The organism is Trinickia symbiotica (assembly GCF_003028655.1).
Lineage (GTDB): Bacteria > Pseudomonadota > Gammaproteobacteria > Burkholderiales > Burkholderiaceae > Trinickia > Trinickia symbiotica_A.
On record NZ_PYUC01000013.1, the window covers coordinates 120,846 to 143,203 of the forward strand.

Annotated in this window: 24 protein-coding genes; 14 read left to right on the plus strand and 10 right to left on the minus strand. The window is 58.2% G+C overall.

Translation table 11 applies throughout. The features are described from left to right. Positions 1-57: 57 nt before the first annotated feature. The 5 genes from C9I57_RS24020 to C9I57_RS24040 all read right to left on the minus strand — a co-directional run bounded on the left by C9I57_RS24020 (position 58) and on the right by C9I57_RS24040 (position 3,766). Complete coding sequence (locus C9I57_RS24020) at positions 58-327, minus strand: helix-turn-helix transcriptional regulator (protein ID WP_107153096.1); 270 nt, start codon at positions 325-327, stop codon at positions 58-60. 157 nt (positions 328-484) lie between these two features. Then, positions 485-1,393, minus strand: coding sequence for a transcriptional regulator domain-containing protein (locus C9I57_RS32500; protein ID WP_146166253.1), 909 nt, complete (start codon positions 1,391-1,393; stop codon positions 485-487). A 13-nt stretch (positions 1,394-1,406) separates the two neighbouring features. Beyond that, positions 1,407-1,898, minus strand: a complete 492-nt coding sequence (locus C9I57_RS24030; protein ID WP_107153098.1) for a hypothetical protein — start codon at positions 1,896-1,898, stop codon at positions 1,407-1,409. A gap of 89 nt (positions 1,899-1,987) precedes the next feature. Continuing rightward, positions 1,988-3,052 carry a hypothetical protein gene (locus tag C9I57_RS33060; protein WP_219909907.1) on the minus strand — a complete coding sequence of 355 codons (1,065 nt, stop codon included), beginning with the start codon at positions 3,050-3,052 and terminating at the stop codon, positions 1,988-1,990. Between the two features lie 51 nt (positions 3,053-3,103). Beyond that, on the minus strand, positions 3,104-3,766 hold the full coding sequence (locus C9I57_RS24040) for a hypothetical protein (RefSeq protein WP_107153099.1): 663 nt from the start codon (positions 3,764-3,766) through the stop codon (positions 3,104-3,106). 318 nt (positions 3,767-4,084) lie between these two features. Between C9I57_RS24040 and C9I57_RS24045 the strand changes: the two genes are divergently transcribed. Beyond that, positions 4,085-4,378, plus strand: coding sequence for a helix-turn-helix domain-containing protein (locus tag C9I57_RS24045; RefSeq protein WP_107153100.1), 294 nt, complete (start codon positions 4,085-4,087; stop codon positions 4,376-4,378). Between the two features lie 9 nt (positions 4,379-4,387). Here the strand turns inward: C9I57_RS24045 and C9I57_RS24050 are convergent, their stop codons facing one another. Further along, positions 4,388-5,050, minus strand: coding sequence for a hypothetical protein (locus C9I57_RS24050; RefSeq protein ID WP_258187796.1), 663 nt, complete (start codon positions 5,048-5,050; stop codon positions 4,388-4,390). An 11-nt stretch (positions 5,051-5,061) separates the two neighbouring features. Further along, the gene (locus C9I57_RS24055; protein WP_107153102.1) at positions 5,062-5,373 is read right to left on the minus strand and encodes a hypothetical protein; all 312 of its coding nucleotides are present in this window, start codon (positions 5,371-5,373) and stop codon (positions 5,062-5,064) included. Between the two features lie 682 nt (positions 5,374-6,055). On the opposite strand from C9I57_RS24055, the gene C9I57_RS24060 reads away from it, so the two are divergent. The 7 genes from C9I57_RS24060 to C9I57_RS24095 all read left to right on the plus strand — a co-directional run bounded on the left by C9I57_RS24060 (position 6,056) and on the right by C9I57_RS24095 (position 11,195). Next, a complete protein-coding gene (locus C9I57_RS24060) occupies positions 6,056-6,877 on the plus strand; it encodes an SIR2 family NAD-dependent protein deacylase (protein ID WP_107153103.1) in 822 nt (273 codons plus the stop codon). Positions 6,878-7,564: 687 nt separating this feature from the next. Next, a complete protein-coding gene (locus C9I57_RS33360; RefSeq protein ID WP_258187797.1) occupies positions 7,565-7,960 on the plus strand; it encodes a hypothetical protein in 396 nt (131 codons plus the stop codon). Next, positions 7,961-8,239, plus strand: coding sequence for a hypothetical protein (locus C9I57_RS24075; protein ID WP_107153105.1), 279 nt, complete (start codon positions 7,961-7,963; stop codon positions 8,237-8,239). It begins immediately after the preceding gene. Between the two features lie 295 nt (positions 8,240-8,534). After that, on the plus strand, positions 8,535-9,281 hold the full coding sequence (locus tag C9I57_RS24080; RefSeq protein ID WP_107153106.1) for an AbiU2 domain-containing protein: 747 nt from the start codon (positions 8,535-8,537) through the stop codon (positions 9,279-9,281). Positions 9,282-9,302: 21 nt separating this feature from the next. Continuing rightward, positions 9,303-9,812, plus strand: coding sequence for a hypothetical protein (locus C9I57_RS24085; protein ID WP_146166254.1), 510 nt, complete (start codon positions 9,303-9,305; stop codon positions 9,810-9,812). Further along, positions 9,813-10,322, plus strand: a complete 510-nt coding sequence (locus C9I57_RS32855; RefSeq protein ID WP_181321935.1) for a hypothetical protein — start codon at positions 9,813-9,815, stop codon at positions 10,320-10,322. It abuts the gene before it with no gap. A 3-nt stretch (positions 10,323-10,325) separates the two neighbouring features. After that, positions 10,326-11,195 carry an adenylate/guanylate cyclase domain-containing protein gene (locus tag C9I57_RS24095; RefSeq protein WP_107153108.1) on the plus strand — a complete coding sequence of 290 codons (870 nt, stop codon included), beginning with the start codon at positions 10,326-10,328 and terminating at the stop codon, positions 11,193-11,195. 213 nt (positions 11,196-11,408) lie between these two features. Here the strand turns inward: C9I57_RS24095 and C9I57_RS24100 are convergent, their stop codons facing one another. Together C9I57_RS24100 and C9I57_RS24105 are read right to left on the minus strand one after the other, a co-directional pair. Next, positions 11,409-12,905: a HEPN domain-containing protein gene (locus C9I57_RS24100; protein WP_146166255.1), complete on the minus strand. Its 1,497-nt coding sequence runs from the start codon at positions 12,903-12,905 to the stop codon at positions 11,409-11,411. 74 nt (positions 12,906-12,979) lie between these two features. Beyond that, positions 12,980-13,555, minus strand: a complete 576-nt coding sequence (locus C9I57_RS24105; protein ID WP_107153110.1) for a recombinase family protein — start codon at positions 13,553-13,555, stop codon at positions 12,980-12,982. Between the two features lie 275 nt (positions 13,556-13,830). On the opposite strand from C9I57_RS24105, the gene C9I57_RS24110 reads away from it, so the two are divergent. Both C9I57_RS24110 and C9I57_RS24115 read left to right on the plus strand, forming a co-directional pair. Further along, positions 13,831-15,966, plus strand: coding sequence for a DEAD/DEAH box helicase (locus tag C9I57_RS24110; protein WP_107153111.1), 2,136 nt, complete (start codon positions 13,831-13,833; stop codon positions 15,964-15,966). Between the two features lie 19 nt (positions 15,967-15,985). Further along, positions 15,986-16,630: a DUF2290 domain-containing protein gene (locus C9I57_RS24115; protein ID WP_219909908.1), complete on the plus strand. Its 645-nt coding sequence runs from the start codon at positions 15,986-15,988 to the stop codon at positions 16,628-16,630. Between the two features lie 330 nt (positions 16,631-16,960). Here the strand turns inward: C9I57_RS24115 and C9I57_RS24120 are convergent, their stop codons facing one another. Continuing rightward, complete coding sequence (locus tag C9I57_RS24120; RefSeq protein WP_107153112.1) at positions 16,961-17,962, minus strand: alpha/beta hydrolase family protein; 1,002 nt, start codon at positions 17,960-17,962, stop codon at positions 16,961-16,963. A gap of 258 nt (positions 17,963-18,220) precedes the next feature. On the opposite strand from C9I57_RS24120, the gene C9I57_RS24125 reads away from it, so the two are divergent. The 4 genes from C9I57_RS24125 to C9I57_RS24140 all read left to right on the plus strand — a co-directional run bounded on the left by C9I57_RS24125 (position 18,221) and on the right by C9I57_RS24140 (position 22,307). After that, a complete protein-coding gene (locus C9I57_RS24125) occupies positions 18,221-19,414 on the plus strand; it encodes an AAA family ATPase (RefSeq protein WP_107153113.1) in 1,194 nt (397 codons plus the stop codon). 352 nt (positions 19,415-19,766) lie between these two features. Then, positions 19,767-19,967 carry a DUF3311 domain-containing protein gene (locus C9I57_RS24130; protein ID WP_018440375.1) on the plus strand — a complete coding sequence of 67 codons (201 nt, stop codon included), beginning with the start codon at positions 19,767-19,769 and terminating at the stop codon, positions 19,965-19,967. Then, complete coding sequence (gene mctP / locus C9I57_RS24135; protein WP_107153114.1) at positions 19,964-21,460, plus strand: monocarboxylate uptake permease MctP; 1,497 nt, start codon at positions 19,964-19,966, stop codon at positions 21,458-21,460. The genes C9I57_RS24130 and mctP overlap by 4 nt, the downstream gene beginning before the upstream one ends. Before the next feature lie 283 nt (positions 21,461-21,743). Next, the gene (locus C9I57_RS24140) at positions 21,744-22,307 is read left to right on the plus strand and encodes a hypothetical protein (protein ID WP_107153115.1); all 564 of its coding nucleotides are present in this window, start codon (positions 21,744-21,746) and stop codon (positions 22,305-22,307) included. The last annotated feature ends 51 nt before the right edge of the window (positions 22,308-22,358 follow it).

Here is a 22,358-nt window from a genome sequence, read left to right on the forward strand (position 1 = left end):
TCCACTCCAACTGGAGAAGTAGTTGTCTTTACAGTTTCGGAGGGAAGAAGAGGACGGTTAGGCGGTTGCCTGCTCAGAATCGCGAGCAGCGATGCACGACGCGATGAATGCGTCCACTTCGTCTTCGACCCACGCCGAAGCACGACCACCGGTCGGTTTTACGGCCCTCGGGAAGCGGTTCCGAGCTATCAGCTCGTACAGGGTCGAGTTGGACAGCCCGGTGCGTTCGAGCACCTGCTTGCGCTTGAGGAGACGGCCGTAAGCGCGATTGCCGGTCGGGGTTGCTGCCGCAGTTGCGGCGCGGGTTTGTGTGACGGGGGAAGCCATGAATTCTCCTTGTGAACGATCCGCCACCGTGGCGGATTGCTGAGGATTATTCATGTGGGAGCAGGTTAAGGATACCGGGTTTAGGCGGCAGCAATAGCGCCGACCGGCGCTAACATGGGCCATTAGCGCCGACAAGCGAGATGTGGCGAGCGAGTTGCTATTTGCGAGGGGGGAGCTCCTTTCCCATTGCGGCGAGAAGCAAGTAACCCTTTTGGGCGACATTCATCGCATCGTCAAGTGAGTCCACGAGTCTCTTGGCCGGTGTCCCTGGGCCCCATACAAGTGCGGCTTGCTGAGCAAGCGTTCCCGCTTGAGCGCGTGCGTCGAGCATTCGTAGTTGCAAGAGCAGTCGTGGCATCGGCCTTGGACGCCCCTTCTTCGGGGTAATGCTTTTGGCTCTGCGCCAAACATTAAGTTGCTTCTCTAGGATATCTCGCGCCGTCTCAATCTGTGCCTCGAGAATCTTGTCATCTTCCATAGCAAGACGTAGATCGAAGCGGATTGCGAATTGACCGGGCCGGATCATAACCGGCTGTGTCCAGCTTCCGCCATCTTTGCGCTTAGGTTTGAAAGACGATACGGCTTTCGAGATGAACATTGGCTCGTTTGATTTGCTGCTAGATTCGAACGGCTCACTGTAATGTTTGAATCCGACTAGCCCGAATTTCCTTGCAAGGGCAAGCTTACGTGCAGGCGTCGCATCGACGCTGAGAGCGTCACATTCTGCCTTGAAGTCGTCGTTGCGCCGCAGGAATTCCCAAGCCCACTGCTTGTTAGTCCATTTATCGTGGTCCTTGTATCTGGTTTCATCGAGTGGAGGGAGTGGAGGCGGATTTTGTGGTCTCCGGGTCATAGCGAGTTTGGCAAGTTTGCTCAGTAGGAAGATTGGGGCATTTATTATCGCCTGACGTCGACCGCGAGATTGGTGAATGGGAGCACCATGCTTCGTTCCAATGCGGATTTTGATCGTGGTCGCGGCCGCCTCGCCAGGGAGTATTCTCGACGGCGCGCGTGAGGCACGATCGTGATGGAGATCTGGAGGGTAGCGGGCTGACAGCTCGCCCACCCGCTGCTCCGCGTTATTTCCACTTCATCTCCAACTGCTGGATCAGTTTCACGTCGATCCAGAAGCTTCCGATGCTGAGGGCTTTATCCCAGTCCCGGTGCAGCGCGTGATCGGTCAACTCGTGGAAGAGCCAACAGTGGCGATCATCCTTCAGGCGGTTCGCCTCGCAGTGCCGGAACTCGTTCCAGTTCTCGTCGGACAGTAAAAGACTCGGCTCTTTGCCGCACCAAGTGTCGGAAAGCGTGGCGACAACATTGTCCTCGTTCTCGGCATAGTCGGGGTGACTGTCACGCAGTACGCAAGTCACTTCGATCTCGACTTCAACGCCCTCTGCCCGTTCGTCGTTGTATCGATGGGGCTCGACGCCGCCCGCTCGGAAATAGTCGTCCAAGCAACGCTGCGCTCGTTGGCAAATCCATTGCTGGGCCTCTTCGAGTTTCCGATTCAGTAGCCGCAGTTGTTCTATTTGTTCATCGCTGAGTTCGTCAATGCTGCGTGAAAGCATGTTGGTCGCCGTTGATCGCTATCGGTCTTGTGCTTGCATATGTGGCCCGCAGTGCGGGCCACATACAGATGGTGTGGCAACGCCCCACGTCATTGGCCGCTAACCGGCTTGCCGTCTTGCATCAGCGTCTTACCGTCGTAGACGTACTTCACGCGTTTCTTTGCCGCACGCTGCTGCTCGGCTGCGGACTCCAAGGGTCCCGCAAAGCCGGGCATGGTGAGGACTAGCGCGCCCGCTGCGGTCGAGACCTTCGCCAGATCGGAGCAGGAGCCGAACCCCCGACTGACGGTGTAGCCGCCATCCGAAACAATCACCCACCGGTACGCGGCAGGACAGGCCGTTCCGCCATCGTCCCGGACCAACACCGCGCGGCGATTCTTCAGAGCAACCTGTGCTACAAAGCTCAGCGAGTTGTTGCCTTCAACGCGCGGCGTAACCGGCTTGCCGTCAAGCATGAGAACCCTATCGTCGCTGACCGTAAGCTTGCCGAATGGGGTCGCCATACTTCCGTCCGGTGACACATCGGCGTTCATAACGGTGCCGATCGCCGTGCCGCTTTCGTCGGCTTCCTGTGCATCGGCATCTCCGCGTTCCGAACTCGTACCCCGGTTAGACGCGACCGGTGTTGACGATGCAACCGGAGACGGTGCGGTCCCCTGTTGAGGCTGGTCTGATTCCGCGGTACTGGGCGACGGACCGGCGCTTTTCCCGGCGCTGACCGCCACAGCAACGATGACGGCAATGACGACCGCTGCCCCGCCCCACGCGACAAATGTTTTGGCGGATTTCCCGCGTGGCGCGGGGACCGCCTCGGCGTCATGCTTCCGGGCGCCCGTGCTGCCGATGATCGCCAGCACACCGCCGATCAAGGCAAGTCCCATGAATATCGCGACCAAGGTCCCGCCAAGAATTGCGCCGAGAATTGACGTGACCACTAACGCGATTCCAGCTCCTTTCGGGCGGGCAAAGACGACCGCGCCGAACACAATGGTGAGGAAGGAAAAGAAAACGCCACCCCAGCCCAGACCAACAACGGTCTGAGCGCCGTTGGCGTTGAATGCTGCACCGATGCCGCCGAACAGAAGCGTCACCAACGCCGCCCCTGTGCCGAATACACCGGCAATAATCCCGATTATCCCGCCCGCGTTTTTCATATGTTCCTTATCAGTCAGGTTTCGTTAAGCTGCGGCCTTATTTTCAGTGCTTTACCACTGAGGCCGGGCGCACGGCGTACCTCGCTGATAGCACTTGGCGTAATAGTCGAAGACATCGTTTCCCCTGCGAGGATTGGTCACATTGTCTTCGTAGATGTCCTGCACAATCGCCGCCCCGTATGCTTGCGCCGCAGTTGGCCCGTCGCCGATAGTGGCCATCATTTGCTGTTCCGACATGCCCCTGTTCTTACACGTAACAATCGCGGCACCCGATCCTAGTTTCGTGTTCGCCAGTTCGGGGCAGGCAGCTCGTGCTTGGGCCGCAGCTTGTGCGGCACGGCGCGCGTCTTCCTGCTGCGCTCTCGCGTATTGTTCATCTGTCTCGCGCCTCCGCTTTTCCCCTTCCGCATGGCCGGCGTCGGCCTTCGCTTGTTGCTGCTGTAGGAAAGCGTTCTGCTGTGCCTGTTGCTCAGCCAATTCTTGGGCACGGTCCTGCTGGGCTTGGGCCGATTTCTGCGCCCAAACTTGCTGCGCCGCCAGTCCTTTCGCTTGCTGCAATAGGGCCGCCCCCGACGGTATGTCAGGCTTATCCGGTGATTTCGCTTGCGCTATCGCAGACTGCGCTGATTGAATAGCATTTAGGAGGTTCAATTGAGCGTGGGCAGCGGGCGTTGCAACGAAAACCGCGGCGACGGCGATTGGCAAAACTTTCATAGTCATTCCTCGTTTGTTGAGAGACAGTGCCAGGCTATTGGCATGAACGTTGAGTGCAGGCGATTGGAGCGGCAGGCAATGGCGGCGGCTTGTCAATTGCAAGACGCGTGTCATTCGTCTTCGTCTTTCTTGATCCTCCCTGCGGTGCAGGACGCGGGAAGAAAGCATGCCGTCTCGCCCCACTGAAATTCCGCTAAGCTAGATTCCTTACCTTTCATGGCATCTATCCCTTTCCGCCGGCTCCGATGTGGATTATACAAGTCGCCGTGACTTGTATATCCTGTGGAGTGGCAGTAGTCGTCCGGGCATGCTTGCTGCATGAAATCCGGAGCGAGAACCAAGGACAAACGCACTCCCGTAGCGACGGCAATCGGCAAGCGGATAAAGATTTGCCGTGTCGAGGCAGAGTTGACGCAAGAGCAACTGGCACACGAGGCGCTCATTGATCGGTCCTACGTCAGCGCGATCGAACGCGGCGTCGGAAACCCATCCATAGAGACGCTTGCAAACCTCTGCTACGTTATGGGCATCACACTTTCGAAGCTGTTTGAGCCACTCGATATCTCGCTGAAACCCACCGGGGATCGGCGGGCGAGTCCGGGCGGCAAGTAGTTGCGCCAGCTACGGCGGTTTCCTTTTTCGCCCGACCGGCGTACGAACCGCACGAATCGAGATGGCACCGGTGACTACGATCAATCGCCGGTAGCTCGCCGTTACGTACCGCATTTGCGCGTCACGGCTTCCGCGACTTGGCACTGTCCAGGTGAGCCGTGCGTTGTAGACGGTCAGCGACGGCTCACACTCGGCCGGATCGAGCGCTAACAACGTGTGCGCCTGGAACATCCTTCCTTTCTTCCGGCCCTCCACCCCGACGACGAGCACCGCGTGCTCCTGTGCTCGATGACGCTCTCGCCAACTGACGATCACCGGCCAGCCGCGCGACATCTCACGTTCACAGAACCCGATGACGTGGGTCTGCCTTCCCTCGAACACGATCGGCCGCAAACCCCAATCGAGCCCTCGGATCAACGTAGAGAGGTCATCGAAAGTGATGCCCGAGAGGTAGTGCGGCTCTGCACGTTCCCAAAATTTCGCTTCAGCGCCGCCCCGACGCCATGTCAAGCGCAGGGGGTGAGACAAGCGCCCGAGCATGGCAATTGCCATTGCCGCGGAGTGCAACGCGCAGCCGCCGTCCCACGAGCCTTGATACGAAAACGCTGCGACGTTTGAGCCGGTAAGCATGAGGCGCTGTCCGGAGGCGAGCGCAGCATGGAGTTTTTGCACGTTGAACTCCATCAATATTCCGCCGGCAATAGCAGGGTTGTCATACGCCGGTCCGCTTCTGTGACGATCCAAAGACGCTCGCGGCGATCGCCTAGCTCGTAAGCAGAGACAATGCGTGTGCCGGTTTCGACGGCCCGGTCATTCGAGCGGGCATCCTGGGGGCACACCACTCCCCAGTCACCTTTCACATGCCGCATTAGAAGGTCAACTACATCCGTGCCTGTCTGCTGCAGCAGCGCGAGCGCACCAGGGGTGGCGAAGATTTCGCCGAGGCGAAACAGGGGGCGTGCGGACACGCCACGCGGCGAGGCGAAAAAGCTCATTACGAATCTCCGAAAACTGCAGGCGAGCGCGTGCTTCCGGCGGAGCGCGGATTGGCGAACGACAAGCCTGGGAAACAGGAAGGAGGGAGACGCGGCTAGGCCGCGGGACAAGAAACCGAAAGACGGTGCCCGACGTCAGGTCACGACGAGGAAGACTCGCTTGGAAATATCGGTCGGGATTCCGCAAAAAGGACGGCTACCGAGGCGGGATGCGGTGCGCACGCGCCCCTGGATCAGGTGCCGAGTACGCCGGTTCAGCAACGCACCTCAATCCATCTCAACATCTCGACATTTCGAGTTAAAACAACCCAAAACGTCGAAGAATTTGGTCAATTCGTGCTAAGATTAGCACAAATTTTTTCCGACCGCCCGCTTGGGTGGTCGGCTCGGAAAACTCCAATTTCACCGTTTTGGTGCATTCTGGCCAGCCGACCATCTCCCCGCGTTGGCGGGCGTCCGCTTCCCCGGCCCGGAAACCGGGCCAGAATGGCCGAAAACGGCCCTTTCTGCCGTCCGTGGAGGGCGGATGGGGGTTGGCAGCGGGTAGCCGGCCAAAACGGCGCTAGCACGGCCCTTCTTGAAATGATTTTGTAATGTTGACGGCGCCGGTGGCCCGTCGCCCGCGTCCCGCGCCGTCGCAGTCCGAGCGACAAGCGTCACCGCAACCCGAACAGGATGCGTCATGGATGAATTGCAACTAACACAAGCGGCAGACTGGATACGCGACGCCGACGGGCTGCTCATTACGGCGGGCGCTGGTATCGGCATCGATTCGGGGCTGCCTGATTTCCGCGGCCCTGAGGGCTTCTGGCGTGCCTACCCCGCTCTTCGGGCCGAAGGGCTGACGTTCACCGAGATCGCCAACCCCGCCGCGTTTCTGCGCGATCCCCGGCTCGCGTGGGGCTTCTACGGGCACCGGTTGAATCTGTACCGGGCGACGGTGCCGCATGAGGGCTTCCAGATTCTCAAGCGCTGGGGCGAAGCGTGCGCGCAGGGTGCGTTCGTCTTCACGAGCAATGTCGACGGTCAGTTTCAGAAGGCCGGCTTCCCGCCGGGGCAGCTCGCGGAATGCCACGGCTCGATCCAGTTCCTGCAATGCATGGGCTCCTGCACGGAATCGCGCTGGAGCGCAAGCGGCTTCGCCCCGGACGTGGACGCGCAGGCAGCGCGGCTGCGCAGCCCGCTACCGAGATGCCCGAGTTGCGGCGGGATCGCGCGCCCGAACATTTTGATGTTCGAGGACTACAACTGGGTCGGCTGGCGGTACGACGAACTCGTCGAACGGGCGCGCACTTGGCTGCGCGGGCTACAGCGGCCAGTGACGATCGAGATCGGCGCGGGCACGGCAATTCCGACCGTGCGGCGCTTCGGCGAGCGCACCACGGGACCACTCATCCGCATCAATCCCGACGAGTGCGCCATCTCGCGCAGCAACGCCGTGGAGTTGCGTGGCGGCGCTCTGGACGTGCTTCAACGACTCGATCAGATGCTGGGTCGCCGTTGATCGGGCGGCGGCGCTCGATGCTCCAGGTGCCGTCGAGCCATGAGAGCACGTGCATATGCACGGCTGGCGGCCTTGCGTGCGCCGTGCATCGCTGTTGTCGAGAGCGACTGCTTTGATCTCGGGCGGACTGGCCGCATACGTGATCCTTCGACGCCTTTATGAGGCTCGCATATCGGCGAAGTACGGCTCGAACAACTATAACGGGGAGCCGTCGACGAACCGAGAAGAGGTAACCTCGAATTGAGAGCCAAATACGTAGACTGGTGCGGCGTATACAGATCACTTTCGTCTCGCGGGGGGATGCTACGATGGCGGCCCATTCCCTCACACATGGAGACGATCGATCGATGGCCTCGGTCAAAATCGACTTGGGTTTTGGTGAACAAGCAATTCTCTCCGAACGTGCAGTCTCGGGAATCGGGACGGCGAAGCACCAGCGGGACGCCGAGGAATTCCTGCGGCGCTGGCCGCGAACGCGTTCGATTCATCAGGAGCGCGATTACCTCCGACAACTTGGACTACACGCGGGATTCAACCCTCCCGGCGTGAATTCGAGTGATACGGCCGCTTTACTTCGGTCGGCCGTGACGAACGGCAAAGTCACGGTTGTGATCGAGCGCGCGGCGACGCGTAAGGGAGGGGGCGGAGGTGTGCCTCAGCCGACGACGCCTCCCTAATCCACTCGAAATGCGGGAGAAAGCGGCCCGGATGGCTCCTACTCGTAATTCCTATTCCTACGATTGGCTACCAAGGTACGACGACGTTACCGCTGACGATCTGATCAAATACATCCAGAGCGTTATCGGCAGCACGCCCGGCGAGGCTGCCGCGCCCGATGCCGATTCGTCGTCGCCTCTCAGCGACGCGCAACCGTTTGATCTCGGCGACGCGCATGCGTCCGAGGACTCGATGAACGTCGCCGTACGTGGTGTGAGTGACGAGGCCGAGGGTGAATGCCATGACGAATATGAGCGAGACATGGACTTGTGCAAAGCGCTTGCCGGCCCGATGGGTGGGGCGCGAGGACTGGCTCTCTGCCAGCAAAACGCGTTCTTGAAATACCAGCAATGCAGGGGATTCTAAATGGCTAATCATCCGCCTTACTCGGTCGTGTTGACTTACGACGAATCGGAGGGGAAGTTCAACGTTCAGACGGTCGATCCGGCAAAGCTGGCACCGCTGCTGGCTGGCCGGCTCGAAATGCCGATCCTGCTGGACGAGTTCGACTATAAGGTTGACGACGAGTTTGCTCGACGGCTCGGCGTCGCGATGCTGAATCTCATAGCGCTAGGAAAGCCCGAACTGAAGCAGTACATGAGCGTCACGCCTGGGCCGATTCCGCGGCCGGGAGACACCCCCTAGCCGAGTTCCAGACCGATACTGTCGGCCGCCTACGGGCGGCTTCTTTTGTACTGCGTGGTGACAAATCTCTCGCGACGTTTCAGGGTCCAGCAATTTCGCGCGCGTTCCTCATTCGCCGATAGGCAACGTAAAGGGCTCGTCCCGGCGCTGCCAGCGAGCGACGAACGGTAGGACTTTTCGCCGCGAGGGACATAGCGAGTTGCCGTCGACATGAAAGTATTTGTAATATCTGAGGGCCTGCGGGGGCGGTGCTGGCGTCGAACCGCTGCTCGCAATAAATCGCACGGGGACCCACATGCAAGACCGCACGGCAACAAACACGCAACGGTCATCGGCGACCATTGAGGAAAGGTTGCAGGGAGTGAAGTCCGCCGTCGAAGCGGCGCAGGACGAAGCAATTCTGGCTGTTCAATTTCACGAAACTTGGCGACCTACGATTGCCGACGCCGACTTGCGAAGGCGCATGGGTCATTCGTTCGCCACACATTCTTTTCACATAATCCGCATGGCTTTACGCCGCGAAGTCTTGCTGGCGTTGATGCGTTTGTGGGACAAGGACAGCCGCGCGGTGAAAGTGACGGGGATTGCTGAGCTGCTCCGAGATAAGGCGTTCTTCGACGAGTTGGTACGTGAGCGAGCCAGCAGGATCGGTTTTAGGTTTGACGTAACAGAGAGCATGCGTGACACCCTCGAGCCAAAGCGTGATCAGATTTTGGCGCTCGTCCGCAAATATACCCACGGCAAAGAGCGCCCCACGCTGCTTGAGCGGTTGACGACGCTGCGCCATGAGCAACTTGCTCATCGGCAGACGCGTGAGCCTACCGACCCCGCTGAGTTGCAGCATACCGACGAAGAGGTGGAGGAGTTCTACCAAGACACGCTCGAAATTGTAGGACTGATGCTATCGGTTTTTCTCGGGCGCGCATTCGACATCGCCGGCGACGCGAAGGACGTTTTTCAGCACCACGCCAAATTCTTCTGGGCGGCGGCTCGCGGTGAGCGCACAGCGGGCCATCCGTTTTTCAAACCACGTCCAGAATAACGGAAACTAATGGGGAGGACTATGGCTTACTTTGACGCAAGGGCTCATGCAGCGCGAATTCCAGTCGCGCCTACGGCAGAAGAAAGCCTGCGGCGCGTGGTCGGCCTCTTGAACGGTCTGATGTACAGCAAAGCGGTGGGCGACAGACTGATAGCGATTTATCTGTTTGCTACGGTAGGTCCCGACGTTCACCTTGTGGTGGTGGTGGATTGCTATGTTGTGGGGCTGCATACGTACGAGGTAGCCGATAGCCCCATTGTCACCGCCGGGAAAATCGAGGAGATTCGTGAACTCCTGCGCGTGGTCGACCAATACCAAAACAAATTGCTGGCGGATGCAAGACCGCCAGCAATCGGCGACAATCTAAAAGTCCTTTACTGTGGCAGACCCGCTCCCCGTACCGACGCAAAGATTCAGCCACACGATGCGGCGGAAGAACTGTTAAAGCATTTTTGGGCATCGCCCGTTCCTAGGCCGGACAGCGAAGAATTCCTGCGACTGTTTGAGAACGCTAGTACACGCGAGCCATAAATGGACAACGTTGATCGAATAAAAACCTTTCAAGCAATGGCGGACGTGTCCCGCAAGTGGATCACCGCGCTTGATGCGAAGGCCGCGTTTCTCGTCGCAGTGAATGGCGCGCTCCTCGGCTTTATTTGGACGGGTGCTAAGTTACCAGACTGTCCATTGCATTGGGTCAAGGCGCTGGCCTACGTCTCGTCGGCGCTAGCGTTCTTTTCGCTCTTCATCGCCATGCTTACAGTTTTTCCGAGAGTCAAGTTGGACATCAAACCGACAGTCAAGCACGTCTCGTTTTATGCGTATGTTGCGGGAAAGTACGCACAGCAGGACGGGGCACGCTTCGCCGATGACACTTTGGCGATGACGGATGCTGAGCTGGCGAGAGAGGCACTGGAGCAACACCACGCGATCAGTCACGTCGCAATGATTAAGAACAGCGGCGTCATGTACGCATCCGGGTTCTGGATTGCCGCGCTTATTTCTGCGGCGGTCGCTGTCTTCTGCCGGGGATTGGGGTGAAACATGGAAACTAACCAGCGCGACTACTACTGTAACGATAGTGACTCTCGGTTGCAGGAGATTCTGGATGCGCCAGCGGGGGCGTTCGAAGAACTAAAGAGCATCCCAGATCGGGGAAGGCTCACCTATACAAATGGTTTCTACGTCTACTGCACTGCGGTATTTATCGATATTCGCGATAGCTCGAAGCTTACTTCCTCTCATAATACGCCGGTCCTCGGCAAGATATATCGAAGTTATATCAGCGAATGCGTCGCCGTCCTAAATGCGCTCGATGAATGCAAAGAAATTTTTATCGCCGGAGATTGCGTTAGCGGAATATTCGATACGCCGTACCAGGAGAGTATCAATCGCGCGCTTCTGGCGACAGCCTCTCTAAATTCTCTGATCGCACATCTTAACTGGCGATTGGAGCAGAAGGGGTACTCCACGATAAGCTGTGGCATCGGCATTTCATATGGCCGTGCGTTGATGATAAAGTCGGGGTTCAAGGGCTCCGGGATCAATGATGTTGTGTGGATGGGCGATGTCGTCAATGAGGCGTCAAATCTCTGTCATCAGGGTAACAAAAACGGACGCCTTCCAGTTCAGATTGCCACGAGTGTTTATCAAAATTTGACCGATTATCACAAAAGTATCGTCTATCCGGTCTACCAGGGATTCGCAGACCTTCAAGATATTTGGGAGCCATCTCAGTATCAGGGTGATATTATAAATATATCATTTCGGGATTGGCTTCAAGCCAAAAAGCCGGCGAGTCAATTAAACATGTTAGCGGCGCTGGCACAAGGGAAAAATGCGTTTGCGCAGACCGCGACACCGTACTATGGCTTGGAGCAGTTTTTACTATCGCCACCGCCGGGACGCTCCTAGAAGCCGGTTTATATGCGTGTAGCCGGGGCGGTTGTGAGGCGCATCGGCGTCCTGCTTTGACCGATGCGGACCTTGCCACCACGGGCGCGAGCTTTTAGCAAGTCCTGCTCAGCCTCATCAATCGAAAAGTCCGCGGCGCTGTTGCATTGCATAACACCTTGGGCTCCGTATTTTTTGTGTCCAAGCATTCCCGCTTCGCCGTGAACAACATTCCTACGACCCGGTTACGCGTCGGAGTTCTGCTAGTGACATTTCGTACTCACCGCGAAATCTGGTGAAGCTATGCCCCCAACTGTATGGCCTAGCCTCCCATCGCCGAGCGTCCCAGCCAGCCTCGATGAAGTCAGACGCAGCGAAAATGAACTCGAGCGAATCCGTCAGAAACGGTAGAAGATGTTCCACTTTTTGATAGTTGATATCAGCGGAGCTGCCGTGGACAAAAAAATTGCGGCACTTCACAGCCACGCTGGCCACGAACTGGAGATCGGGAAAACACCTTCCGAGCTTTGAGTCGACAATCGACGTTCGATGCGCCACCTTTTTCGGCAGCGAGGGCTTGCCAAGCCTACCAAGCGCATCGAGAGCGCTGTTCCGATCGATGCTAACGGGAAGCTTTCGAAACATTGCCTTGCAAGCGTCCCTTGCAGCGACCAGATCGTCGGTAAGCGCCGTAGCCAGCGGCACTGCGTCTGTGGGCAAGATGTCGAACATATTTGCCGCCGCAACTATCCGCTCCGGGCCATATTCGTTTGCCTTTTGGAGGCAGTCCAGGTACCGCGCTCGCGCAATTCGCCACCCGCTGTGGCGGCCGAGCCAATCGGAAAGTACGGCGTCGAACTCACCAGGGTAGCCGATTGGATCGAGCGGAACATCTCCCGGGCTGGGTTCTCGTTGTTCGTCTTTATCGCGAGCCTTCCAACCGTAGCTAGAAAAAATAGCCAGGGATTGAGGGATGCCGTCGAGTGCTTCGGCGGTATTGACGTAAATGTGATCGATCTCTTGAGTGCGCCCAGCTGCCATTGACACAAAACCCACTAGTTCATACATCCGCTCGATGGCTTCACCGAAGGTAACGGCAGTTTCCGGCTCGATCGAAACGACGATACGGTTCTTGATGAAGACCCCAGACGGGCCACCCATGTTGGAGCTGGGGCGATGATGGACAGACACCTTACCAATAACCGTCGACACTTCAATAATGCGGTCCTTTCCGGTGAAGTAGAGGACCTGGGGTGATTCGCCCGACTGCACCGGTCGTATGCGACGGCGCTCTTGTAGCACCGAGTCGATAATAGGCTTAGCGTCGATCACATGACTGAACGCGTCAAAGTCGTAAAACACCACCGGCAGGTCGGTCGTTGTAAATTGAATTGCCCGGATACCAGGCTGATCTGGTTTAAGGTGCAGTCTACCGATGGCCACGTAGTGTGGAAAAACATCGGAATGGTAGATCGTCGGGGCGCCCTTCGAACTGGTATGTCCGATGCCGGGACTGTGGCAATCAATGAGCGTGAGACGTTCGCCGGTATACGCCAATCCTTCAATGCAGCTTCCCGCCTCCACTGGTCCTAAGGTTTGGTGAGAGTGAAGTCGGAGCAACGTATTCGCACCTTTTAGTCGCAGTTCGCCGACAGCGGCCCCGCCGTCGGCCCATGTGTACGTCCCGAGAACTCGGCCGGGTTGCCCTTTTTTGCTGCGTCGTTTTGCCATGATCAATGGTACTGGGTGTTGGATCGATTGCGCGAACTCCCGCGAGAGTCGCCCTCCGAGCGTGAGGGTTCCGCCTAGCCGCGTTGCGACACTTTGAGGATGGTCGGATGCGAAACGGCATACTCTTTCGCCAGTCCGCGCGCAGTAGCGCCCGCCGCTAGCTTTCGCCGGATGTCCTCTTTTTGCTGCAGCGTCAGCGCGTCTTTACGCCCCAGCTTTTTTCCTTCTGCCTTTGCTCGAGCCAATCCGGCGTGCGTGCGCTCGATTAGTAGATCGCGCTCGAATTGCGAAACGGCCGCGAGGACAGTCATGTGAAGCTTGCCGGACGCACTCGTCAAATCAACGCCCTTCAGTGCCAAACAATGAACGTGGACGCCGAGCGCGGCCAATCGCTCGACTGTCGCTAGCACGTCAGTCGTATTGCGGCCCAATCGATCGAGCTTCGTGACGACAAGCGTATCGCCCTCGTCCAAGCGCTCCAGCAACTTCGAGAAGCCGGGGCGCTCCGCAGCCGGAACGCTTCCAGAAATCGTCTCAGCTACCGTATGGCGCGGCTGGACCACAAAGCCCGCAGTACGGGCTTCAAGAAGTTGGTTGTCGTTGGTCTGGTCAGCGGTCGAAACACGCGCGTAGAGGAACGTGCGGGACATAGCAACCCCGGTAAATAATCATGGTAATCATTTTATATGGTAATCATCCCGTTTACAAGGACTTGTTTACCACTCGGGTGACGATCTCCAGCGCGGTAATAAGACGGACGTTTTTTTACCGGGGCAGTCACTGCGCGGATTTTAGAATTCGAGTGCTGGTCCTCCAGCGTGGGCGGGACCGCGCTTCTGCAGATCAATGGCCGTTCGGCTGACTAGGAGGCGGACGAGGCAAGCCGTAGAATGGCGACCGTGCGAATTGCCTGTGAATTTTTACGATGATTACGACAATCTGGGGTACCACGCGAAAGCCCGCAGCCGCGCAGCAACTTTCCGAGCGCCTCGAAAGCGACCTGACGCTGGACGGAACGCTGTACATCGGCTATCCGATCATCGGTACGCCGGACGGTGCTTTCCCACTAGACGCGGTGTTGCTGAGTCCGAACCGTGGACTCGTCGCCTTCAATTTGGTCGAGGGCAAGGGTATTGACGGTTTCGAGCAGGCTCAAGACGAGACATTCAACAAACTCACTGCGAAGCTTTTTCAGTATCCGAGTCTGACTCAAGGTCGGCAGCTTGGTGTTTTGCTCACGGTAATCACCTATGTTCCCGCAATAGCTAATATTAATTCATATGCTAGGGTCGGCTATCCGCTTGCGAACAACGGAAACTTGTTGGCGGAAGTCGAGAAAATACATTGGGACCAGCCTCATCTCTATGACGCGCTAGCCTCGGTGATTCAAGCAATTTCCACGATTAGAAAAGGGCGCCGACGGCCTGCCGTCTCGAATTCTGAATCACGCGGCGCAAAAGTGCGTCGCCTTGAGGACTCCATTGCAAACCTGGATAGCCGCCAAAGTGAAGCGGTGATCGAAACGGTAGATGGTGTTCAGCGAATTCGTGGGCTTGCAGGGTCGGGTAAAACGATCGTATTGGCGCTAAAGGTGGCTTACCTTCACGCCCAGCATCCCGATTGGAAGATCGCTGTAACGTTCAACACTCGGTCTCTTAAGGAGCAGTTCCGCAAACTGATCAACAATTTTGCGATTGAGCAGACGAGCGAAGAGCCTGATTGGGGCCAAATTGACATTATTCACGCATGGGGTTCACCGGCTGGCTCAAGCGACGACGGAATCTACTACCGCTTTTGTACAGAGAACGGAGCAACATACTTTGATTTTGGAAGTGCTCGTGACAACTTCGGCGACAAGGACCCATTCGGCGGAGCTTGCAAGAGTGCGCTTGCACAGGCAGTTCGACGAGCCGAGATTTATGACGTGATCCTTGTCGACGAGGCGCAAGATTTCTCGCCATCGTTTTTGCAGATTTGCCATTCACTGCTGCGCCAACCCAAGCGGCTTGTATATGCTTATGATGAGCTTCAGAGCTTGACTGAGACTTCACTTCCGTCACCTGAAGAGATTTTCGGAAACGACAGCGCTGGCCGTCCACTGGTTGTTTTTGGTCAGCATCGACCCGGTCAGCCGCGACAAGACATTACATTGGACGTTTGCTATCGCAATTCCCGTCCTGTGCTCGCAACTGCACACGCTTTGGGATTCGGCGTTTATCGCGAGCCTGGCGGCCTTGTGCAGATATTCGACGAACCGTCGCTATGGAAAGAGGTTGGGTATCGGATCGCGGACGGCGACTTGGCGGACGGCAGGCGCGTCATGTTGGAGCGGACAGATAGAACTAGCCCGCAGTTCTTGGAAACGCACTCGCCACTCGAAGACCTGATTCAGTTCAGCACGTTTGCTTCCGAGGAAGAGCAGACGGACTGGCTTGTTAAATGCATTGAACATAACATTAAGGTAGATGAACTGCTACCCGAAGATATAGTAGTTATAAACCCCGATCCAAAAAAGACAAAGAGGGCGGTTGCGGCGGCCCGCGCAAAGCTTTTCGCGATGGGCATCAATTCGAATATTGCTGGCGTTACGAATTCGCGCGACATATTCTTCCAACCGAACGTTGTCACTTTTACCGGCGTGTTTCGCGCTAAGGGCAACGAAGCGGCAATGGTTTATGTCATCAACGGGCAAGACTGCTTCAGCTCATACTTGCCATCGGAGCTTGCTACTGCTCGTAGCAGGTTGTTTACCGCTATAACACGAAGCAAGGCTTGGGTGCGGGTGTCGGGCATTGGCCCAAGAATGGGGGGGCTTGCCGAAGAGTTTCAGCGGGTTGCTGCTCACAATTTCACACTGGATTTTACGTATCCCACGGCGGCGCAGCGTGAAAAATTAAAAATCATTAATCGGGATCGTTCGGAGCAAGAGAAATCTGCTTTGAAAATGCAAGTTCAAACTCTGTCTGAGCTTCTTGGTTCGATCGAGGCTGGGCAAACAAGTATGGGCGATATTCCGGATGAACTTAGGGAGCGGTTGCAGCGTTTCTTGAGGGGGGAATAAATTGACTCCCGACGAGGTTGTGAAACAAATTACCGCGGTGACCGTTAAGCTTATCGAACTAAGTTTCGTGGATGAGCAAAACTTTCCCTCTGTAAAAAATTTTCCCGAGCGCGTAACCCAGATTGGGTTGGGCGCAGAATTGGATCTCAGCCTGTCGCTGAGAAATATTTCTTACAAGGAGATATACAGCGCGCTTGACCATGCAGGAGCGTTCAACGTCCGAATGTTGGATGGTGCGCTAATACAAATGTTTTATTCGTTTACGGCCGGAGTGCTCACCTCGCATCGCTTGGCATATTTTCCTTCTCCATCGCTTGAGGCTTACCAGAACGAGCCGGAGATATACGAGGATGACTATATTTACGCCGATATTCTCGCCAAAAATATTGTGGCGTTTCCGATTAGGTTCGATTTCGATGTTAGTGAAAAGCTCTTCAGGCCGGTGCTGCATCCTAGGTCGCATCTGACGTTGGGGCAGTACAAAAACTGTCGCATTCCAGTTACGGCTCCCTTGTCGCCAATCGTCTTTGTGAAATTTATTCTCAACAATCTTTACGCAACCGCAGCCCGAGCGGTCGGCGATTTGGGAATAACCCCGACACATTTTCAAAGGAACATCCACCCGGACGAGGAACGGGTGCCCCACGTACGCCTACAGGAATGAAATTCCGCAAGCGTCTTGCCTTATCTGCAGCGACAGATGCAGGAACTTCGGGATAGCGTGGTGGACGTTCGCGGAAGTCCGATAACATCCAAGAGCTATGTTGGTACAATTGTTGGTATTTTTCTTTGTGGAAATTTGCTTTGTTCGGTGGGGGCGGGGTTGTAGCCATGAATTTGATTCCTGCAGCCGCACCAATACAAAAGCGGGTCCCAGAGATGGGGCCCGCTTTTTGTTCTACGATTTCGGCCCGTGCGCGCGGCATGACGAAGGTCGCGGCACAGTCGAGAGCAGGAACTGCCCGCGTTGGACGACATTTTGCCGGGCTCCAATTCAGAATCCGAACTGCTTTACGAAACGGTCCACAGGCACCGACCACATCTTCCCGCCGTAGGAGAGCAGGAAGTGCCCATCGTGGCCAGCCAATTCGCCCGGGTTGACGAATTCCGCGGGACTGCCTCCGGATACGAACGCATCGAACCACCGGCGAGGAGCTTCCGGTCCCCAGTAGTGGTCGTTCTCGGCATATAGCCAGATACCCGGTAAGGCGGTCGTCTTGCCCAGTTCGGCCATGACCTCCTTCATTTGTTCGGGGTCGCAACTGTGGCCCGGCGAGCGATCCGGCAAGCCGCCGGCTCCGCCCGCGAAATTGATATAGGCGATCACGCCTGAAGGATGCGTCGCGGCGGTCGCGACCGTCGCAAATCCGCCAACCGAGCCGCCCTCGAGCACGATGCGCTTGCTGTCGACCCAGGTCTGCGCCCGTGCCCAGTTGATGGCGGCAGACGTTTCCTGAGCCGTCACTCTCGCCAATTTTCGATAATCGGGCCGGCTTCTGCAGGTGCCGAAGGAGTCGAACCAGCTTCCGGAATCCTCGATATCCGGGCCGCCCGTCTTGCCATAGCCCACACGGACCGGCGCGACGATAGCAAAGCCCTTCGCCAGCCAGTATCTGACATGCCCATTGCCGATGGGATGCGCGAGCTTGGCGCGGTCCAAGCCGTCGGCCGCGCGCCCGTGCGAAAAGATCAGCGTGGGAAATGGCCCGTCGCCCGCGGGTTTATAGACTTCGGTATGCATGGCGACATCGCCCCCGAACGTGCCTACGCCGGGCACCGTGATGGAGACGATTTCAGGCTCGACAGCGGCGCGCGAAACGCTCGTTGCCGATACTGGCGCAACGGCTGATTCCGACGCTTCGTCGGCAAGCGAATGTTCTGTAGCGAAACCGCTTGTCACGGCGACGATGACCGCTGCGCGGACGAATTTCCATGGAAATTCACCAACGCATCCCTTATGACCGGCTACCCGCGACCGCGAAGATTGTTTTTTCATTACCCCGTCCAGTTCTTGTAATTTGGCGTTTTCAATTGCCGCCGATGAGCTTATAACGACTTGCATACAACTGGGCAATCAATCCGCTGACCGGCAAGTCGCAACGTGCCGCCTGCCCCGCATAAGCTAGCGGCGTCGTCGTCCCGTTGCGTCCTCGCTTCTCGAGAAGGTCTGCCGTCGATAGTAAAGTTACTCGAGTTTATCTGCCTGGACGATAACAATGATAAACTCGAGTAACATCGCTCAAATCGACGACTCATGGATCCCCTCCTGAACCCCTTCTCGCCGGGCGCGGGAACGCCACCGCCCGAGCTGGCTGGCCGTCGCGAGCTTCTGCGCCAGGCCGAACTCTCGCTCGCTCGCGTCAAAGCGGGGCGCGCGGCGAAGAGCTTTTTCCTTATTGGTCTGCGCGGCGTCGGCAAGACAGTGCTTCTCAACCGCATTCAACAAATCGCCGAAGACGCCAGCTACCAGTCCGTTTTCGTCGAGGCACATGAAGGCAAATCGTTGGCGGCGTTGCTCGCGGCGCCGTTGCGACAACTGCTGTTTGCGCTCGATCGCATGGCGAGCCTGAGCGCCAGGGTGAAGCGAGGCCTGCGCGTACTGAAGAGCTTCGTCAGCGGCGTCAAACTGCGTATCCAGGACATTGAAATTGGGCTGGATATCGATCCCGAGCGCGGTACGGCCGACTCGGGCGACCTGGAGGCCGACCTGCCCGAACTCCTCAGCGCCGTTGCCGAGGCGGCGCAAGACAGAGGTGTTGCCGTGGCGATCTTGATCGATGAGGTGCAGTACCTCACGGAGGCCGAACTGAGCGCCCTTATCATGGCTGCGCATCGCATCGCGCAGAAGCAGTTGCCGCTGATCGTCATAGGCGCGGGCCTGCCGCAACTCGTCGGCTTGAGCGGCCGCTCGAAGTCCTATGCCGAGCGCCTCTTCGATTTTCCGGCTATAGGGCCGCTTGCTCCGGAGGATGCCGCGGCGGCACTCGCTGAACCTGTACAAAGCGAGGGCGTACGTTTCACCGAGGACGCCCTCGCCGAGGTCGTACGCGTAACCGAAGGCTATCCCTACTTCCTGCAAGAGTGGGGCTATCAGGCCTGGAATATTGCCCCAGCCAGTCCGATTGACGTCGAGGCAGTGAACGAAGCGACGCGCCGCTCGATCGCCCGGCTGGACGAGAGCTTCTTCCGAATGCGTTTCGACCGCCTTACTCCGCGCGAAAAGGCATACATGCGAGCACTCGCGGAGCTCGGCGCGGGTGCGCAACGCTCGGGTGAAATCGCCGAGTTGCTCGGTGTGAAGGTCCAATCGATCGCACCGGTGCGCAATGCGCTCATCAAGAAAGGAATGATCTACAGCCCGGCACACGGCGATACGGCGTTCACGGTGCCGCTGTTCGACCAGTTCATGAAGCGCATCATGCCGGATTTGAGCGCCGCGAGCGCCTAAGAACGATTAATGGGCGCTCAAGGACCTTTACCGCCGCCCCGCAACTACGTAGTCCTACGTAACGCGCTTCCGTAGTGCTGCGGTTGTGAGCAACCCAGCGATCGGGAATACTTAGCGCCGGTCGGACTCTATCCAGCCTTGTAATAGTCGAGCAGGCTCGCGGCGAACGGACTCTTAACCTCGCCGATAACAACGATAACCACAGGAGACTCGCCGCGATCCCGGTGCCGCATTGGGGTTTCGGCTGCCACCCGCGCGCTGGCCGTGCGCGTCTCCCTCGTGAATCGATGCCGCCCGGGCTGTCCGCCGTGCCTCAAACCCTGATTCCACACGAGCTTTGGAGGAGAAAACAGTGACGACGCAAGCGCGTTCAGCCGGCCGTTCATGGCTTTGGCTCATTTTGCTCATCCCCTATGTAGCGCTGCTCTGGCTGCCGTTTTACAACGAGCGCATGCCCGCATTCGCCGGATTCCCATTCTTCTACTGGTATCAATTCCTCTGGGTTCCCGTTACGTCGCTACTGATCTATCTGGTCTACCGGGGGCTCAAATGAACGCGCTGAATCCGATCAATCCGGTGGCGATGGCGGTATTCATCGCATTTTTCGCGCTCGTTACGGTGCTCGGCTTCTTTGCCGCACGTTGGAAGCGCGGTGATCTGACGCAGTTGCACGAGTGGGGGCTCGGCGGTCGCCAGTTCGGCACGATCATTTCCTGGTTTCTCGTCGGCGGCGATTTCTATACGGCGTATACCGTCATTGCGGTGCCCGCGCTCGTCTATGCCGTCGGCGCGTATGGCTTCTTCGCGTTGCCGTACACGATCATCGTTTATCCGTTCGTCTTTGCCGTGATGCCGAAGCTTTGGCAGATCGCGCATGCGAAAGGCCACATCACAGCCGCCGATTTCGTCCACGGCGAGTACGGCGGCAAATGGCTACCGGCCGCCATCGCGCTGACCGGCATCGTCGCGACGATGCCGTACATCGCGCTGCAACTGGTCGGGATGGAAGTCGTCATCAAGGGACTCGGCGTGTCAGGTGAGTTGCCGCTCGTCGTGGCGTTCGTGATCCTCGCGCTCTACACCTACACGAGCGGATTGCGCGCACCCGCGATGATCGCGTTTGTCAAGGACATCATGATCTATATCGTCGTCATTGCCGCCGTCTGCTTGATTCCGGCAAAGCTCGGCGGCTACGGGCATGTGTTCGAATTGGCCGATGCGCATTTCAAGGCCAAGGGCGGCGCAACCGGGATTGTGCTCGCGCCGACACAGTTCACGGCGTACGCGTCGCTCGCGCTCGGCTCCGCGCTCGCGGCTTTTATGTATCCGCATACGATGACGGGCGTGCTCTCCTCGGCATCGGCCAACACCGTCCGCAAGAACGCCATCTTCCTGCCCGCCTACACGTTGCTGCTCGGCCTCATCGCATTGCTCGGCTACATGGCGATCGCGGCCGGCGTGCAGGTCAAGTCGGCAAGCGATGTCGTGCCCGCCCTCTTCAATACGCTGTTTCCGTCGTGGTTCATCGGCTTCGCCGCCGCCGCGATCGCGATCAGTGCACTGGTGCCTGCCGCGATCATGTCGATCGGAGCTTCGAACCTCTTCACGCGTAACCTGTGGCGCCCGCTCGTTTCTCCGAATATGTCGCCCGCAAGCGAAGCGTCGACGGCGAAATTCGTCTCGCTCGTCGTGAAGTTCGGTGCGCTGGTTTGCATCGTCGCCTTGCCGACCAAGTTCGCGATCGACTTGCAACTACTCGGCGGCGTCTGGATTCTGCAGATTTTCCCGGCGATCGTCTTCACGCTTTATTGCCGCCGCCTCAGCTCCACGGGCCTTTTCCTCGGCTGGCTCGTCGGTATTGCGCTCGGCACGGGGCTCGCCGCCGTGCAGCAGCTCAAGCCGGTGTTTCCGCTGCACGTGTTCGGGAATGTCTATCCGCTCTACATCGGCCTCATCGCGCTGGTCGCGAACGCGGTCGTGGCGATCGTCGTCTCGCTCGTGTTGCCCGCGCGCAATCCTGTAGAAGCTGGGAAGCTGGCCGCGTAATAACTACACGGCAAGCAGTTCCGATCCGAATCCGTTCCAGCGCAGGGGCTGCCGGCACCATCGCGTCAGCACGCTTCTCGCGAGCGTGCTGACGATGGCCGTCCGCGCGCTCAATCCACGTTCGAGCGGCCCCGCGCCCGCGGCCCGCCAATTGCTTATTGGTGGCGGGTTGTCAGTGAAGTGCGGCGGGATTACATTTTCCGGCAGTCTTTTCGCGGCGTTCCGCCTTCGGCGGAAACTGCGTGGGGTCGCGCGTCGGGCGTAAGGATTCGGAGAGGTTGCAATGAATTGGCTTGGCGAAATGCCGGAACCGGACGTGAACCTCGATGGCGATGCCGATCGCGATTCCCCTCCGAAGCAGGCTCGGTATGGACGATTCGCATTGTGGATCGCCTCGGCGAGCTCCCTCGCTTTTGGGGTCGCGGGCACCGTTGCGTACGGCGTCTGGTTTCATCACGATCAGGGTGTGTACGTCGATGCATTGGCGAGTGCCAGGCAGGCGCTCGGAATCGGTGAGCCCGCGGCGGCGTCGGTGGCCATCCGCGCGGGCACGGTAACGCACGCGCCTGACGTGGGCGCAGCGACCGGGGCCAATGTCGCGTCGGCTCAGCCCGCCTCCGCCGCTGAGCCGTCCGCGGCGAATTCGCAGGATCCTGCCGAATCGCCCGTGGCGGCGACAGGTTCGGCCCGGGCTAGCCGCTCGCCTGCGCAGGCCCGCGGAAGTACGGCGCCGCCGCGGGGCAAAGCGAGCCGCAACCCGTTCGTGCGGATCGCCTGGTTCTTCCACCGTGCAAGCCACCGCCGCCATGGCACCGGATATCGGCCAGAGCTCTACGCACGTCCCTAGACGGCCGCGCCCGCTGCGCGACCGGGCCGAGCGTGCTCTCGCGCGCGCCCT

Coding starts and splice junctions, on each gene's coding strand:
- C9I57_RS24020 (WP_107153096.1), bottom strand. CDS start 327: ATGGCTTCCCCCGTCACACAAACCCGCGCCGCAACTGCGGCAGCAACC.
- C9I57_RS24030 (WP_107153098.1), bottom strand. CDS start 1,898: ATGCTTTCACGCAGCATTGACGAACTCAGCGATGAACAAATAGAACAA.
- C9I57_RS33060 (WP_219909907.1), bottom strand. CDS start 3,052: ATGAAAAACGCGGGCGGGATAATCGGGATTATTGCCGGTGTATTCGGC.
- C9I57_RS24040 (WP_107153099.1), bottom strand. CDS start 3,766: ATGAAAGTTTTGCCAATCGCCGTCGCCGCGGTTTTCGTTGCAACGCCC.
- C9I57_RS24045 (WP_107153100.1), top strand. CDS start 4,085: ATGAAATCCGGAGCGAGAACCAAGGACAAACGCACTCCCGTAGCGACG.
- C9I57_RS24055 (WP_107153102.1), bottom strand. CDS start 5,373: ATGAGCTTTTTCGCCTCGCCGCGTGGCGTGTCCGCACGCCCCCTGTTT.
- C9I57_RS24060 (WP_107153103.1), top strand. CDS start 6,056: ATGGATGAATTGCAACTAACACAAGCGGCAGACTGGATACGCGACGCC.
- C9I57_RS33360 (WP_258187797.1), top strand. CDS start 7,565: ATGCGGGAGAAAGCGGCCCGGATGGCTCCTACTCGTAATTCCTATTCC.
- C9I57_RS24075 (WP_107153105.1), top strand. CDS start 7,961: ATGGCTAATCATCCGCCTTACTCGGTCGTGTTGACTTACGACGAATCG.
- C9I57_RS24080 (WP_107153106.1), top strand. CDS start 8,535: ATGCAAGACCGCACGGCAACAAACACGCAACGGTCATCGGCGACCATT.
- C9I57_RS24085 (WP_146166254.1), top strand. CDS start 9,303: ATGGCTTACTTTGACGCAAGGGCTCATGCAGCGCGAATTCCAGTCGCG.
- C9I57_RS32855 (WP_181321935.1), top strand. CDS start 9,813: ATGGACAACGTTGATCGAATAAAAACCTTTCAAGCAATGGCGGACGTG.
- C9I57_RS24095 (WP_107153108.1), top strand. CDS start 10,326: ATGGAAACTAACCAGCGCGACTACTACTGTAACGATAGTGACTCTCGG.
- C9I57_RS24100 (WP_146166255.1), bottom strand. CDS start 12,905: ATGGCAAAACGACGCAGCAAAAAAGGGCAACCCGGCCGAGTTCTCGGG.
- C9I57_RS24105 (WP_107153110.1), bottom strand. CDS start 13,555: ATGTCCCGCACGTTCCTCTACGCGCGTGTTTCGACCGCTGACCAGACC.
- C9I57_RS24110 (WP_107153111.1), top strand. CDS start 13,831: ATGATTACGACAATCTGGGGTACCACGCGAAAGCCCGCAGCCGCGCAG.
- C9I57_RS24120 (WP_107153112.1), bottom strand. CDS start 17,962: ATGAAAAAACAATCTTCGCGGTCGCGGGTAGCCGGTCATAAGGGATGC.
- C9I57_RS24125 (WP_107153113.1), top strand. CDS start 18,221: ATGGATCCCCTCCTGAACCCCTTCTCGCCGGGCGCGGGAACGCCACCG.
- mctP (WP_107153114.1), top strand. CDS start 19,964: ATGAACGCGCTGAATCCGATCAATCCGGTGGCGATGGCGGTATTCATC.
- C9I57_RS24140 (WP_107153115.1), top strand. CDS start 21,744: ATGAATTGGCTTGGCGAAATGCCGGAACCGGACGTGAACCTCGATGGC.